At 43.5% G+C, this 16,366-nt stretch carries 12 protein-coding genes; 1 reads left to right on the forward strand and 11 read right to left on the reverse strand.

Annotated elements, in window-relative coordinates; genetic code table 11:
* Window positions 1-9 precede the first annotated feature (9 nt).
* The 4 genes from L0M98_RS18170 to L0M98_RS18185 all read right to left on the reverse strand — a co-directional run bounded on the left by L0M98_RS18170 (window position 10) and on the right by L0M98_RS18185 (window position 4,906).
* Window positions 10-1,035, reverse strand: coding sequence for a FimB/Mfa2 family fimbrial subunit (locus L0M98_RS18170; protein WP_227217219.1), 1,026 nt, complete (start codon window positions 1,033-1,035; stop codon window positions 10-12).
* Window positions 1,036-1,165: 130 nt separating this feature from the next.
* On the reverse strand, window positions 1,166-2,749 hold the full coding sequence (locus L0M98_RS18175; protein WP_227217218.1) for an Mfa1 family fimbria major subunit: 1,584 nt from the start codon (window positions 2,747-2,749) through the stop codon (window positions 1,166-1,168).
* Between the two features lie 49 nt (window positions 2,750-2,798).
* A complete protein-coding gene (locus L0M98_RS18180) occupies window positions 2,799-4,337 on the reverse strand; it encodes a hypothetical protein (RefSeq protein ID WP_227217217.1) in 1,539 nt (512 codons plus the stop codon).
* 8 nt (window positions 4,338-4,345) lie between these two features.
* The gene (locus L0M98_RS18185; protein ID WP_099289983.1) at window positions 4,346-4,906 is read right to left on the reverse strand and encodes a DUF3575 domain-containing protein; all 561 of its coding nucleotides are present in this window, start codon (window positions 4,904-4,906) and stop codon (window positions 4,346-4,348) included.
* A gap of 332 nt (window positions 4,907-5,238) precedes the next feature.
* Between L0M98_RS18185 and L0M98_RS18190 the strand changes: the two genes are divergently transcribed.
* A complete protein-coding gene (locus L0M98_RS18190; protein ID WP_227217216.1) occupies window positions 5,239-6,219 on the forward strand; it encodes a hypothetical protein in 981 nt (326 codons plus the stop codon).
* 182 nt (window positions 6,220-6,401) lie between these two features.
* Here L0M98_RS18190 and L0M98_RS18195 read toward each other — a convergent pair whose 3' ends face one another.
* From L0M98_RS18195 to L0M98_RS18225, 7 genes are all read right to left on the reverse strand, one after another.
* Window positions 6,402-6,914, reverse strand: coding sequence for a DUF4494 domain-containing protein (locus tag L0M98_RS18195; RefSeq protein ID WP_186977256.1), 513 nt, complete (start codon window positions 6,912-6,914; stop codon window positions 6,402-6,404).
* A 224-nt stretch (window positions 6,915-7,138) separates the two neighbouring features.
* Complete coding sequence (locus tag L0M98_RS18200) at window positions 7,139-8,644, reverse strand: hypothetical protein (protein ID WP_227217215.1); 1,506 nt, start codon at window positions 8,642-8,644, stop codon at window positions 7,139-7,141.
* Window positions 8,641-9,186, reverse strand: a complete 546-nt coding sequence (locus L0M98_RS18205; protein ID WP_186977258.1) for a TlpA family protein disulfide reductase — start codon at window positions 9,184-9,186, stop codon at window positions 8,641-8,643. The genes L0M98_RS18200 and L0M98_RS18205 overlap by 4 nt, the downstream gene beginning before the upstream one ends.
* A gap of 1 nt (window position 9,187) precedes the next feature.
* Complete coding sequence (locus L0M98_RS18210) at window positions 9,188-10,708, reverse strand: hypothetical protein (protein WP_186977259.1); 1,521 nt, start codon at window positions 10,706-10,708, stop codon at window positions 9,188-9,190.
* Window positions 10,709-10,722: 14 nt separating this feature from the next.
* The gene (locus L0M98_RS18215; RefSeq protein WP_186977260.1) at window positions 10,723-11,466 is read right to left on the reverse strand and encodes a DUF4843 domain-containing protein; all 744 of its coding nucleotides are present in this window, start codon (window positions 11,464-11,466) and stop codon (window positions 10,723-10,725) included.
* An 11-nt stretch (window positions 11,467-11,477) separates the two neighbouring features.
* Window positions 11,478-13,019, reverse strand: coding sequence for a RagB/SusD family nutrient uptake outer membrane protein (locus L0M98_RS18220; RefSeq protein WP_186977261.1), 1,542 nt, complete (start codon window positions 13,017-13,019; stop codon window positions 11,478-11,480).
* 11 nt (window positions 13,020-13,030) lie between these two features.
* The gene (locus L0M98_RS18225) at window positions 13,031-16,297 is read right to left on the reverse strand and encodes a SusC/RagA family TonB-linked outer membrane protein (RefSeq protein ID WP_227217214.1); all 3,267 of its coding nucleotides are present in this window, start codon (window positions 16,295-16,297) and stop codon (window positions 13,031-13,033) included.
* Window positions 16,298-16,366 lie beyond the last annotated feature (69 nt).

The following is a 16,366-nucleotide window of genomic DNA, read 5'->3' on the forward strand; positions in this document are numbered from 1 at the left end:
AATATAAAATCAGACACCTATATCATTAAACCATATTATCCAGTTATTGATCTTGATTCCCACGGCAACAAAACCATCGGGTTCACTTCCCTCTTTATACAGAAGCACCAGATGCCATTCGCTCTGGCGGTCGAGAAATTCCTGCATGGACAAGTCATTACCGTCCAACCCTTTCGCGGGTTTTATCTCTTCCAGTAAAGACATCAGATCGTAATCCCACAACACGCTTCCGCTTCGCGCATCACGCACGGTAAGTTTATAATTATAATCTTCACCGTACACCAGCCTGACCGTGTTAAGACGTCCCGCGGACAACACTCCCGGCTCGCTCCCCGTTGTCAGTTCGTATGGAATGTACCTCACGTTTTCCCTTAGCCTTGGCATATTATCATGACCGTACACCGCCCCTTCCGGGGTTTCTATTTCAAAAGTATACGCTGCCGCCCCACTTCTTGCTCCGGCATATTTTTCCGATTTATCCAGCAACAACGTAAAACGATTGGTATTCTTGACAAGATGCACCGGAAACACCGACAAATCGGACTTATTCTGAATATCAATGGTCTGTCCCACCCATAAAGGCGAGAATCCGTGAGATACCGTCCCGGACGTCCGGTTCAGCGTTATCCGGACATCTTCCAGCATAGTCTGCCCGGGGGATAAAAAATTACCGTCCTTGTCGGCAACCTTAAAATGCTCTGTCAACCCTCCTATCGTCAGTATCTTGTATTCTCCCGGACGGAAATCATTCCCGAAAAACATCCGTTTTCCCCCGACAAGTTCCTTACGCCCGACGTGTCTGTTGAAAAGATACAGCCCTTTCCCGTCAAACACGAATACATCGACCGTCTCCACTTGCAGTTCGAAAGAGTCAACATACTCCATATTGTAATCGTAGACAAATTCCAGATATATCCCGCAATCATCCATATCGTCCTTGATACTCTCGCACGACACGAAGAAAAGCGACAGGATAACGACCGGAAGCAACCGGAACCTGTTTCGATGTACATTATTCACGTTCATACCATTCATTCATTATAGATTTAATCATGCCAACCGTTCGGGACTTCACGAAGGCGGCACAGAAATGCTTCCAACCACACAAGCCACGCTTCATGAATCACCGAATCGTCAATCACTAAATCACCGAATCAAAAAATCCCTAAATCCCTATTTCGTTTTCCCAAACAATCCACGGTGCTACCTCAACCGTGATACCGATATATCCTACCGTCCCGTCAATTGGATCTTTCGGGTCAGGATCACCGGGTCCCGGGTTGTCAATATCCGGATACCAAGGAGTTCCCGGACCTTTCACGGAACCTAAGGTCAATTTATACCAGTTGTTACGAACGACGCCGTATTTGGCAAAAGCCATCTCCTGCGTTGTTTCATTATCATGACGTATCTCGTAATAGTAATAACAAAGCCCGTTCTGGTACCAACGGATAACAGGATTCCTACCGTCCTTGATAACCTCTCCGCCATTCGGGATTTGTGACAAATCCGTTTCCAAAAGAGTGGCGAACGACGTACCGGCAAGAGTCACCTCGCTGTGCGCATCCGCGTACTCCTTTATTTTAGTGTACATTTTCTCGCAGGCAGCCTTTAAATTCGGTCCGACATCGACAGCATTATAAGCAGCTTTCAATGCCGCGAAATCAGTGAAATTACTCCCGGCAAAATTAAACCAGTCGCCCCCACTGGCACGTCCCGGGGGATAATACGTGCCTTTAATCACCAGACGAGTGGAATTCTCGAACTTCTGTTCGGCGGCAGACATCGTATTCTCGATACAATAAGTTTTATCCGCGGCAGCCATCCACGTGTACGGCGACACCAATACCGGAGCGTAAGTACTACGATTTACCGTGGCATTCACGACACCTGCATCATTCGTGTAATTCGGGTCAACCGTGTAGAAATTACTGGTATAACTTCCACCACTCGAATGAGTAACCGTGAGTAGCGTCTTCTCCGCGAAAGGATAGAACGTACTGTTCACGGCATCCAAAGTCCAGTTACCGAAGACAAATGTTGCCCCGTCAGGTTTGACCTCTATACTACCTTTAAGACTGAGTTCCAACTTGGAAGCCAGACGTTCAATCTTCACCTGCACCCTGTTACCTGTTTTCTCGGCAGCCTCCTTTGCCTCATCGTCATCCACATCCTTCGTCACTTTCTGAATTTTACCGCTGATGTCAATCAAAGGATCGGAAATCTTATCCCCGGCGGATTTCCCCGTTTCATCGCCACTATTAATCATGGTAAAACCTTTGGCAATAGGCAGAACGACATCCGTGATCTCCTCTCGGGTAGCCTCTTTGATTGCCGTGTTAACCGTGCTAAAAGTCGTCGTTACGTTAATATCGTTCAACATTCCCTCCAATTTGTCGCCGGGATTGGCTATCACCAAAAGTTTGGTCGCCGCCGCGGAGACCTTAACGGCTGACGGGCTTGAAGAAGCATTCGGAATCTTCACGAGGTAATCCGTCGTACCCGGGATTCCCACTATATTTTCCGCCTCATCGAAGAACAACAGATAAAGGTTTTTCAAGTCACTCTCGTTCGTTCCGCTTTCCTCGCCCGAAGAACGGGCTGATGTGTTTTGCGTTGCAATTTTAATGGAAAGATAAGCAACATCCGCATCACTTATTATCGGCGGATCATTATCGCTATCACTTTTACTGCAACCGGTCAATGCCGCTATCGCCAACATTGACATTAGAATCATTTTCATCTTCATTTAGTCGTGTTTTTAATGGACAATAATTATATTTTCAATCATCATGGAATCAATCCATTCCATACATTTCCCAATCTTTCAATTTCTCCTGATAAACATTTTCATCTGCCTTGTATCGTTCAATCAATCTAAGATGTCCCGCCGCATCCGTATTACCGGCAGCCACCGCCTTCTTCGCGTAATATTCCGCTTTGTCCAACTCATTATTGCGGGCGTGGAACGCGGAGAAATAGATCCATGCTTCGGGATCATCCTCCAGTCCCTGCAAGAACTTCAACGCCGCCGACACATCATTTGACAAGTAACTAAACACGCCCATCGTGATGCGGCTGCTTTTTTCCTCCGGGAATATCCTTGCCGCCTGCACGATAACCTCCTTGAATTGAGTGCTACCGGGTTCATATTGATTGGCAAGCAGGTAAAACTCGTACAAAGACAACATACTCGGGTAAGATTTGAACACTTCCTTTATGGTTTCGATCGAGTATTCGGGAACCGTGAAAGTAATCCGATAGGCGCTCCGGCGAAGCATGGGAAAAAGATTGGCAAGCATATAACGATAAGTCCGTCCTTCATTATACTGCATCAACAGCCTCTCACGCCCGTCAAATACATCCGTATTCCCGATAATTTCGAGCACTCGTCCTTTTTCGCCCTCGGGCATAACCGGATCTTCCCGAACCAATTTTTCAAGTCCTTCCCAATCCTCCCCGTAACCTCGCGAAGAAAGAGCGATTCCCGCGAGGTCGTAATTCCCGCGAAGCCACCCCGTGAGCGAAGCCGCCCGCCGCTCCGACAGTTTAAGGTTATACTCCCACGTCCCCTCCGGTGACGCGTAAGAAGAAATCGTAATGGAGTTAATTTTCACTCCTTGTACTTTTCTCACCTTTTCAATACTCTGCCGAATCTTATCCAACTCGTTCCGGTTATTGGCTAACATGGGTTTAATCTCCGCGTTGCCTACCGTATAGATAATCTGTGCCTCGCCGGACTCCGTTCTGATCTTTATCTCCTCCCGCGGCGGAACGGGAAGTTCCACGGGAAGCTCGTAAATTACACGTGTCGGCTTTTCCGCGAAACGGATTCTATCAGCGATAACCTCCATGGAAAGGTGATGAAACTCACCCCTGCAATTGCGCCGTTCCTGTGCCATGGCAACATTCGCATCCTTCATCCAACTTTCGAGAGGAACCGTCGCGCTGTAACTTATCCTCTCGTGAAAAAGCTTTTGCCCCCTCGCGGAGAAAGACGCATACACGGGCTCGACATGCCCCGAAAGCCTTTCAGCCCTGTTCACCACCGCCTGTTGAATCCTGCCGCTGATAACGACAGGCAGCAGCTTCCTCTCGTTCATCCCGGAACGAATCACCGGGAAAAGGTACATCTGACCTCGGGCAGGGACAGAAACCCCGATAGCCTCAATATCAAGCACAACACGTATACTGTCACGCTCCTGCCGCACGTCACGCACCACCACTCGCACGTCTGACACTTTTTGTTGGGCGACCAAACCGACAGGAGCCGCGAAAAGCAGCATAAGTCCCGCCAAAGCCACCATTTTAAACCTTATCTTACCATTGATTTTCATAGTCTGTATTATTTTATCAGAAACACAAGAGTTAACCCGAGTTTCGTCAACCCGAAATAATGTGCGGTCTTGTGCCCGATCTTGGGTTTACACTTGCCACACGGGAATTTATCGTGCGACATATAAGCATATCCTGCCCCGACAGTAGCTTCCAGCGACCAGCGGGGCGCGAATATCCAGTTATAACCGTAGCTCACGCCGACACCCGCCAACCATCCCTCGTACCGGTTATCCTTTATCGTTCTGAAAGGTCCGATACCTCCCGCGTTATAAGAAGCGTAATGAGCGTGAACACCCAAGAAATGTCCCGTGAACGGTTGACATTTCCACCACCGTAATTCCGGCTGCACGGCAAAATGCTTAAACTTCTTATCATTGCTGAAACTCCACAAATTCCAACTGACGGGAACATCCAACGTGGTACGCACCCCGACCTTGAATTCCACACCCAGATTCGGAGATGCCATACCGTCCATCAGCAGGTTATTTTTCAATGCGATTTTTTGAGCACGGGCTAACGTGCAGAACGAAATCACCATGATTAATAATATAAATCTTTTACTTTGCATACAGATTTAATTTTCTTAATGCAAATGTAAACCATTGTTATCGCTTGAAAAAGACAACTTTATCCAACTCCTACCACCGGAATTGAACATCCCGGAGAAGTTTCGGGCGAACAATTTTTCTATCCCGCTCAATGATAGGAAACCATTCAGTAACTTCCTCCTAAACAGAGGAAAAATACCGGAAAATTTCTCCTAAACGGAGAAAAGAAAAACATGACACTCGAATATTATACTTAAACGCATTTTAAGCTAATATTTATCAAAAAACTCCGTATTTATAGTTATTTTTGATATTGAATTTAACATATTCCATCTTCAAATAAATACAAACCATGATGAAAAAGAAGGATCTCCATGACGAATTCATTGATGAATTATACAAGAAAATCCCCAAAAGGGCAGATCTGATAAATTTGGTATCCGACATTCTAAAATTAGAAAAGGAATCCATTTACAGGAGATTGGCAAGAAAAGTGAATTTCTCTATCCGGGAAATGGGAATATTGGCAAAAGAACTGAATATCTCTATCGACAGACTACTTTACAAAGCAGAAAACCATCAATGGCATCCCGTCGTGCTGGAAATCCCCTTGAAATTTCATTCCATGGATTGCTTGTGTGACATGATAGAGCAAAACATCCAACGAATCGAATACATCAACCGGGACATTCCCGGACAAATGGGAAATGTTTACCACGTCCTACCGCTGGAATTTTTCATCCATTTTCCCATGATTATGAAATTCATGTTCTTCAAATGGGGAAATTACTTCATCCGGTCGGAAGAATTCAATCATTTTTCTTCATGGGAACTTCCCCACAAATTATCTACCCTTGCAGGAGAATACATTGACACATACAACTTTCGAGAAGTTTTCTACGTCTGGGATAATTCATTAATCTGGATATTAGCCAGAGAAATTGACAATTTCTACAAAATGAACATTATCACGACACGAGAAAAAGAAGATATAAAGGAAGAACTTCACGAGCTCTTATCAAATATCGAAATGACATTAAATGGTACCCGTGTACCCGCAATCCCATATCCGCCGGAAACGACCTTCTATGTTTCCTCCGTCAATATCGGCTTTACAAGCAACTATTATCAATCCGGTAACAGACACTTTGCCACGTTTCAAAGCAACTTCAGTTTCTCCATGATAGAGAATTCCGAGGAAGACTTCACCAAGGTGAAAGAATGGATAAACTCCTTTTGCAACATCTCCACCCTACTCTCCCAAAGCGGACGTTTCGAGAGAAGGCTGTTTTTCAACGCACAGTACAAAATATTGGACAATATTTTAGAGTAAGCCCTCATTCGGGTTTTCCCCAAGTAATCCTATCGTAAAACTACCTCTTCCCGCTCACAACACCCCTAGCAAACACTTGTATCCCCGATAAAAATCGTTGCTACAAGCATTCTATATCATAGCTGTAAGAAAGAAGAGGTAGTATAACCCAAGGATTACCATATGATTACGGCAGTTTTTCCCTATTCGAATTCTTCGGTATTCGCCTCCATCTCACCGAGAGGTTTCAGATTCGAAGGAATCCTCTCCTCCGCGTCATCCGAGAAATAAGGGAACACGTCCATGATTGTCGTGTCGGCAATAGAAGCGATCTCGAAAGGAACCACGTAAGTAGACAGACTCTTTTGCAAATTAACCAAAGCTCTCTCCAAATCTGACCCCGCGATCAGGAAATACTGACCGGACTTCTTCTCTTTTCCGCTAATCTGGTCGGCATCAATAATGTTCACCTTCGCCTTGTACCACTTGTCGTCATTCCCGTCATTCGACTCCACCAACTCCGTCACGTTCGACTTCTTCAACGCGGCAATATAAAAATCCCCCTGAATCATCTCTCTCAAACACTCCGTGATCCTGCTCTCCGCCTCCGTGTAAGACATGGCATCCAACAAATACGACTCGGACATTTTCTTCTCTTTCCCGTCCTCACCCACTTTCACGTATTTCACCTTCGCTTCAAACCAATTTGCTATCATTTCTTCTGTTTTTAATTTGTTTAATCGGACAGCAAAATTAAAATAATTCTGCCCAAAACGCACCTCTCTCAAAAAAATAAAAACTCATAGCAACGACTTTTTTCTATCGTTTCCACTCAAAACGAAGCGAAGAATCTCCCGCCAATGGCGTTTTTCACGAGATCCTTCGCTATACTCCACACAACATTCAAGAGTTGGACGGTCAATCTCTTGTTCTTTCCGCTCTATTTATCCACGTCCAATTCAATCCGATAAGTCTTTCCCGGTTCTAAAAACGCATCCCGAATAAAAAGAAAGTCCTTATTTACACTAATCTCCCAATTCATCTCTCGCGAGATTGCTACCCGGGGATTTCTAAGTCGCTCGGGGAAGAAATAACAAATCGGCAGATTCCCCACCGCACAATGCAAATCCCCCATACCATAAGTTGAAAAAAGCTCTCCACATAGCCTATCCCATGTATAATCCGCCGACACCTTAATCGTTACAACACACTTTTTCCCTCTTGTACGAGAGGTTATCGTGTAAGGGCGGTCATGGGAGAGATCCTTCACTCGCACATCCCAAAGCGGATCTCCGTAATAGACCCAAATATCCCGTTCGTACCAATAACCGAATTTATCTATCAAAGCCGGATTGTTCGGTTCTTTTTCCTGCAGTTCACTATAAGCCCCGTAACAAAGCCGTACCATTTTTATCCGATCATCACTATATTGGCAAGGCTTATAAAGTAATTCCGGCTCCCATTCATTCAGGTGCCACAAGACATCCTGTTGATTCAAAAAATAGGCTTCCGCCAACGTAAACCGTCCGGCATCCGTCAACCAATACTTCAAAGTTCCCCACGTACCGCGTCCATGAAAAGAAAAAGTTGTGGAACCGACAAATGCTGTCACGCTCCCGTCATTCATCCAAGCAACAGGAATACTCTCACGAGTAGCGTGAGTTCGCCCCCCGCTCATTTGCGCGAAATAGACTCGGGATTGCCCGCCCGGTTTTAGACGTCGGTCACCCAACCACAATTTACCTTCCCGGGGAACCACAATCTCCCCTTCATTCTCGGTTCCTTGTAACAAAGGCATCCGATTACCCAACTCTTCTACTTGATAAACGATCAGATCCGGTTGCGCAGTTTCCACCCAACGCACCATCCGTTCACTCATACCAGCTTGCTCTTCAAAGACATGACGACTCACGGTATCACCTTCTCCATTTTTTTCATACCACACGCCACCTTGATCACAAAGTCCCATCTTTTCAAAATACTTCCCATCACGAAAATCATCGTTCCTCAAACACCATGCAGATCTCACCTCTTTGGGTGTCCGAGCCCTTTCCACAAGTGCCAAAGCGGCATCTGCATCATAACCGGTAATTATTCCCCACAAGAAATCAGTATAAATGTCATCGTCCACCTTTCGGCTCATTTGGTTCAAGTCTATAACGAATTGACGATTTATCCGTTCCGGCTTCTCTACTATCGCCACGTACCGAGGAGCCAGTTCTTTCAACCGGGATAAAGCCTCCGAGGTGAACTCCCCGTATTCCACAACTTGAGCTTGATGAATTTCGACCAATTTATCTACCACTTTTTTCCACTCCCGGTCAGCTTGCACATTCTTCCCCACCAACACGACGTATTCCGTTCCCCCGACTTTTCCACCCGCGCAAAGCAACAATCCTATCATGAATAATAAAACCCGACAACATTTCAAATTACCGTTCATCATATACCTTTCAATTTTATCAACGTTTCTTTTGTTTTTTCATCAGAAGGGCGAGTCATGAATGCATCCACGATATCACCCTTTTTATCCAACAGGATAAACCGGGGTACGGATTGAATTTGATAGAAATCTTTCATATCTTTCCCCTTCCCCATCCACAACTGTACTCCACTTAAACGTTGTTCTTTCACGTACTTTTCCCACACCGCTTTATCCTCATCACAAGACATACTCACGAACACTATTTTTTTACCCTTCATTTCCTTTTCCAGTTGTTTCAAATAAGGAATCTCCGCTTTACATGGACCACACCACGTGGCCCATATATCAATGTAAACATACTTCCCTTTAAAATCCTTTAACCCCACCCAACGTCCTTTATTATCCTTATAGCGGAAATTAAGAGCGGGACACCCCGCTTTCAAACGCTCTTTTTGTATCTCTATTCCGGAAATCATCTTCGGAAAAACAGGATTTCCAACCAGCAATAAACCGAATAGAAATACAAAAAGAAAGCCTAACACGTGTACCTTTTTACAAAACATACTACTTTTCATTAAATTCCACGGGTTTCCACATCACTTTAATTGCCCGGTCTGAAATACCCTTGATAGTTTTCTCTACCGTCATAGTAGCCGGATTAACTATTAACAATTTTCCTTTCAATTCAGTATCCGCATTCTTGTTATACACGCATACCCACATGTGTTCCCGGTTCGGACTCATCTCCATACAAGTGATTTCATCATCGGGATCATCTAAAATAAGTTCGGGCTTAGTAGGCAATTCAGGCTCTTGCGCCATATATACCCAACGATAAATCTTATTACCTTGATAATAGTAAATGTATTGATATTTCCCGTTAGAAACCATCCGGCTATCGGCAGTCAAGTTCAAATCACCGTCTACGGTGTAAATATAAGGATCAGATTCAAACACAATTTCCCGGGTATCCCAATCCCAACTATAGAAATCACTTTTATGAATACTGACTTTTCGCGGATCATCTTTCTCGACAGCCACCAATACTATTTTTCCTGATTTATCAATATATGCACCATTAATGACCTGTTTACCAGTAAATCGTTCTCCACTGGTAAATGTACTATTTCCATACTCGATACCCCATACATTTGAATGAATATTATCAATAAACCATCCAAGATAAGTCGTCAATCCCCAATCCTCATCTTTATATTCTCCAACAATTATTTTATCATACGTTCCGGAGGTTTCACCGGGATAGGCGAGAAAACTTTCCATATGTACAAATCCGCAATCCCCCGGATGTCCCATCCGGTCGTTAGTACCGAACATCATCTTACGGGCAGCATTATCTCCATTACCACATAATACCGTGGGATAGGCTTCCGGGTAGAATTTTTTCACATCCACGATATTTTCCATCAAAAAATATCGCCCGTTAAGAAAATAAATCTTCTGTTCCGGTTCGGAAGAGATTGCCAATACATAACTATACGGATAATCCTTCCCAGTGCGTACAAAGATTACATCTCTAGCTCCCCGCAAAATGATTTCGGGATTTGCTTGCCCGAAAGCATTCGAATTAAAATCCGTGTTCTCCTTATCCAGCAACTCGTTTTCCTCTTTCAAACGGACAAAAGAGAGCCGCCCGTTATCCTCTTCGTCATTACTCAGGATAAGAAGCCCCCGTTCAAAAGGAGCCCGAATATTAGCCGTGAAATACTTAAAACTACTTCCATACTGATTTTCAACCCTTAATCGAATTTTAAAAACACCGGCTCGAGAAAATTCATGCTCAAAGACTTTCTCTCCACTAATGAATCTCAAAGAATCACTTCCCTCTCCTCCGTCCATTGCCATCCATCTCCACTCGTATTTCAAGGGTAAATCGGGAAGCAATTGGGTAATTTCAGGCTCTATCACTAAAGGAAAACCGAAATCCTGATACACCACCGTATCTTGTACCGAAATCACGATAGGCGATCCATCCGTTTTAAAACCGGAAGTTTTATCGTCTATACAAGCACCGGGCACCAACCATGCCATCAATACTATCCAAATATATAAAACTATCTTTTTCATAACTATCTCTCTAATTATTTATACATGGGCGGAATAACAACACCGGGTTCAGGATGTTCCTCGTAATAGTAATACAACGGAGTCATAATATATTTTGAAATCAAATACTCGACAGGACTCGGCCAAACACTGATATCCCAATATTCCCCGACATAAGCATAGAGCAATTCATACGCTTCCGGATTCGTTTCTTTCAAGGAATGATACTGGTCAAGAAATTTATACATCAATCCCGGAGAAAAAGGTCCGAAATATTGATCAAACCAAAAACGAGGTTTACTTATTTCACCATGCACGTAACATAATTTCAATGTATCTCCCATCGTGGGTATAAAATTCTCATTTTCAATAATAGCAATCCCCACGCTCAATGTATCCGAACGAGTATCACCTTCTTTCCGTCGATTCCAAGTAATTACGGGTAAATAAACAGAAACTTTCCCTGCCGGAATAACAAACTTTTCAGGAAATATAAAATCTTCTCCCTCTATAGCTGTCGTGAGGCTATCAACAATCTCAATCCGGACTTCCCGGTCTTTATCAATGGGATACCCCATTACAAACAGCCAACTGGTACTAGACAACTGATTACTTTGTTCCCAATAAGGAAAGCTACTATATGACGTTCCCACTCCTGAAAACTTGGAAAAATATACCCGGTCTTTAACCTCTTCATACTTCATATAGTCGGTATCGCAAGACGATAGCAAACTCCCGAAACCTATTATCCCGAATAATAATAATCTTATCTTATTCATAACCTTTACTATTAATTATTTTGTTGTTCATCTGTTTCAGATGGATATACCCCCTCTTTCCCTCCATCCCTGTATTCGAACTCATCTTCAGGTATAGGCCAAGTATATTTCTCATCTGAAGCCGGGAATGGCTGTCCCAAACTCATATAAGCAGAATAAATGGGTAGATTCTGTCGTTTACGATTAAACCATTCCCGTCCCTCTCCAAAAAATTCCTTACGGTACTCTTTATTGATCAGGTCCATGTCAAATGTCGCTTCACCCTCTTTAAAGACAAACCCGCGAGCACTGGTATAAGTATCAAAATATTTTCTCGCTTCCGTGATTTGCCCCTTCTTTAATAAACCTTCAGCCATAATCAGATACATTTCGGAAATCCGCATCATACTGATTCCCCTTTGCTTGGAAGTTTTACCCGTATCATTGTAGATTTTATAAAACCGCCTGTGCTTTCCGGTCACGCCTTTACGTTGCCGGAACCAGCCATTATACCGGTAATCCTGTCGTCCGTCGGAAGTCGGTACCTTGTAAAGCATTTGAAAACCATAATCTACCGCTCCCATCCCTTCAGGGTAATAATCGGGATAAAGCCAAAAACCGTTCAAAGGCAATAACGAAACATTAACATCATCATCCGGATAATCGAAATTCTCCTGCAATTGCACAACATATTCTGCCAACGGGTAAATCCCCCAGAGCGTTTCGTCCTTGGAAATACAAGAAGCATACTCGTAAGCCATATTAGTTTTATCGGCAAAGTCAAATTTTTCAGAACGGATTACTTTCTCGGCGTAGAGCATAGCACTGTCCAAATCGTTCCGCATCTGATACACTCTTGCCAACAATCCTTGTACGGCATACAGATTCATGTGATACTGCCGTTCGGTCATAAAAGCATTGATCCCCGGGATTCCTTTCCTGTCCCGTGCCAAATAATTCGGTTCATCTTCCAGCAAAGCCTCTGCCATTTTCAAATCATCTATCACTTTCCTATAAATCGTCTCCACAGTACGGAACGGGTATACTAATGGCTCATAGGTTTCATAAAACGGAATAGCCGGAGAATTACGGGTATCTTCCCGATATGCCGGGGCAAAACAATTACACAAGTCAAAATGCATAAAAGCACGTAAAGCCAAAGCTTCCCCTTTATAAAACTTGTAATATTTAAATCCTTTATGCTCATCAACATTCTGAATAATGCTATTCACGTAATTAATATTCTCGTACATTTTAGTCCAGATATTATCAAACATACCCCGATCTGAAATTCCCGTGTAGTTAAAACTAAACAATAACAATTCCCACTGTTGACCTGCATTTTCCTTGATATAATACCCGGCAAGCAAGTCCGGCAAATACCATGACAATATTTTCCCGTACAGAGCATCTTGTGTCAAACCTGTATACACCCCGTACAAAGCATCTTCAAAACCTTCCGGGGTTTCAAACAACTTATCACCTAAAATTTCACTCTTGGGTTTTACATCCAGAAAACTGTTACACGAACTGATCCCGAACACGATGATAAACAGAAACATATACTTTTTCATAACTTGTCAAATTAAAAAGTCGGACTGATCGTAAAATTAAATCCTCGCATATAAGGATAAGAAGTTCCTCGTTCAAACTTCACGGTGGAGAGCCGCAAAACATCCGAGAAATTCACTCCTATACGCAACCGCTTCAAATAAATATGCTTTACCCATTCCGGTTTAAATTCGTAATAAATTCCGAGGGAAGACAAGTAAAACTCATTTCTTTTTTCTAAAAACCGCTCACTTTGGGCATAAACAAAACTCATGGGATCGTACCCGATATAATGCACTACATCACCCGGATTATGCCAACGTTCATAAAAAGCCCGACGATCGACATTATGAGTGGGATCAATCTGCTCAACCTTTGATGCTCGAGTCCCGTTATATATCCAACCGCCGCAAGTAATACTCATTCCGGCAAACACGGAAAAACCTCTCCAGCTAAAAGAAGTACTCAACGACAACTCCAAATCGGGAATCGTGTTTCCCATCGCCACCTTATCGGCAGGATCATAATCAAAAGTCAGTGTTCCGTCTTTTTTTACCAAAATCTCCTTACCGGTTGCCGGATCAATACCCAATGAACGTACAACATAAATAGCGGTGGATGATTCCCCCTCCTCGAACTGAACTTTGGGAGCCATTCCCCTGACTATTCCTTTATTCACCAAATCTTGATCCACCATCTGCTCTCGATTCTCATCATTCCGGTATTTCAGTGAATTACTGATTTTCTTGATTTTATCCCGATTGTGTTGACCGTTCAGGGTTAACCGCCATTGCAAATCTTTAGTTTTCAAAATCGCACCGGACAAACTCCAATCATATCCTTTGTTTACCTGTTCTCCCAAATTACTATTCAAAGTTTGGACTCCGACGGAAGGCGGATAAGAAATCGCTAAAAGCATATCCTTGGTTTTCTTATTATAGAAATTCATATCCAATTGTAAGCGGTCATCAAAAAGAGAAAACTGTACACCCATGTTCCACTCGTACGTTCTCGAGGCTTTCAGAAATTCATTAGCCATCGTTATAGGCTTGGCTCCGATTCCGGTAATAAACTGATTTTCCTTCATATAACGGTAAGTAGTACGGGTTTCCCAAGTTGACAACGTATTGCTACCGGTAAGCCCATAACTGGCTTTTAGCCGCAACATATTAACAAAGGACCCTTCGAGGAACTTTTCATTATGGACATTCCAACCCGCTCCCACTGCCCAATAGGGCGCCCAACGATTATCCTTACTCATGCTGGAACTGGCAGAACTCCGGTAAGAAGCGTCCGCGAAATAGCGGTTCCGGTAAATAAAATTCAAGTTCCCATATATCCCGACACCGGTACTGACTGCTTCTGCCCCGGAAGGAGCCCCTGAATCGTATCCGGCAGCAAACCCCATATCATTCAGAATAGGTTTCAAAAATCCGATACCCGCAAAACTAAAGTTGTACGACTTGTCTTTATTCATGGTTCCCCCGACATTCAAACTTAATAAAGAACCTTGATCATCAATAGTCCAGTTATAAGAAAGTGTCAAATTTCCCGACCAACTGTTACGTTCTCTCCCCGCAATGGTATAGCTACCTTTCTGATCTGCATCTCTACCCAAAAAATGGAAAGACTCGGGAGAAACAAAATCATCCGACTGTTCATCACCTAATGAATAATTGAAATTACCACTAGCGTAAAGTCTTTTCAATATATCCACCCGCATATTTAAACTATTCGTGATCGTTTTACTTTTCGACTTCCGGAAACTTTCCAACGACGCTTCATACAACGGATTACGGTCTAACTTGGCATTATAACTCTTAACCCAATCCCCGTATTCATCTTTCGGCATCTCGTAAGGATTACGTATTACCCAATCTGAAAAAGTACCGTAAGGAGAATCCTTGGTATCCGTCTTACTAATATCCAAACGATAAGAAACCGTTAGAAAATCTTTATAATAATAAGCCAGATTAATACCTATCCCGTAGCGTTGCCGGAAGTCCCCTTTCATGACACCTCGGGTATCCCCGTAACGAAGAGATACATTATAATCCACTCCACTTCCCCGACCGGAAATATTAACGGAATGATCGAACGACCAACTATTACGCAAGGGAATAGATTTCCAATCGGTAAGTACACCCCGTTCCACCGCATTCCTGCGTTGCCAGTACAACTCGTCATACTCTCCATTCGGGGAATCATATATTCCACACAACCGTTCAAGTTCCAACTTCTCCAAACCGTTACACAAATCGAACGAAGACACGTCCGGAAACTGCACATCCGGCATGAAATTATACCGAACCCGCAATTTCGAATCTGTCACCCGTTTACGGGTAATAACGATCACACCGTTAGCTGCCTTATCCCCGTATATCGCTTTGGCAGAAGCATCTTTCAAAACATCGACATTATCAATATCCTGCATATCCAAATCGTACAAATTCTCCAACGAAATCTCTACCCCGTCGAGAATAATCAACGGAGTATTCAACCCGTACTCCCCGTTCACCGCCAAAGCCGTTGTTCCCCGGATAATGATTTCAGGAATAGCATTGGGATTCGATCCCTGCTCGTTATTTTCTACCAAATGCAAACCCGGAACAGTAAAAGCCAATGCCTTAAGAATATTCGTGGAAGACACCTTCAACAACTCTTCTCCTTTTACCGAAGTTACCGACCCGGTATAGGAATTTTTGTTTTGGGTAAAATACCCGTTTACAATCACCTCATCCACTTGTTGCTGCTCTTCCTCCATCACGATTCGCAACGTGTCCGTTTTTGCCGTGAAATCTATCTGCTTCGTCTTATACCCCACGAAAGAAAATTCCAGCTTTCCCTCTTGCATCGGCAAATCGATCGCGAACCATCCTTTCTCATTCGTCGAAGTCCCCAAAGGTATTCCGGCAACCTTCACCGTCACTCCCGGCATAGCCTCCTTTTTCTCGTCATACACCCATCCTTTGACACGAACACTTTCCTTGACCTGTGGCGTCGCTGCTTTGGGAGAAATCACGATCGTTTTACCAATAAACCGATACGTGAAACGTTCTCCAAGCACTACCCGCAAAACCTCCTCCACGTTCACGCTTAACGCCGGAATCTCCACCACCCTCGTCACGTCGATCTCGTCGTCACTGTAAAAAATATCGTACTTCAACTGTGTCATTATCGTGTTGAACACTTGATCTATCGTCAATTGCTTCTTCTCGAACGACACACTTTCCGCTTGTCCGTAAGTCGTTGCCTGCACTTGCAACAACCCGACTAAAATCCAAAAACAAATCAGCTTCATAGGCAATAACATTTTTTTTATCCTACTTTTCCAATAGAATAAACCGACATCATCATTTTTTTTCATAGA

The organism is Butyricimonas sp. DFI.6.44 (assembly GCF_022132345.1).
Lineage (GTDB): Bacteria > Bacteroidota > Bacteroidia > Bacteroidales > Marinifilaceae > Butyricimonas > Butyricimonas muris.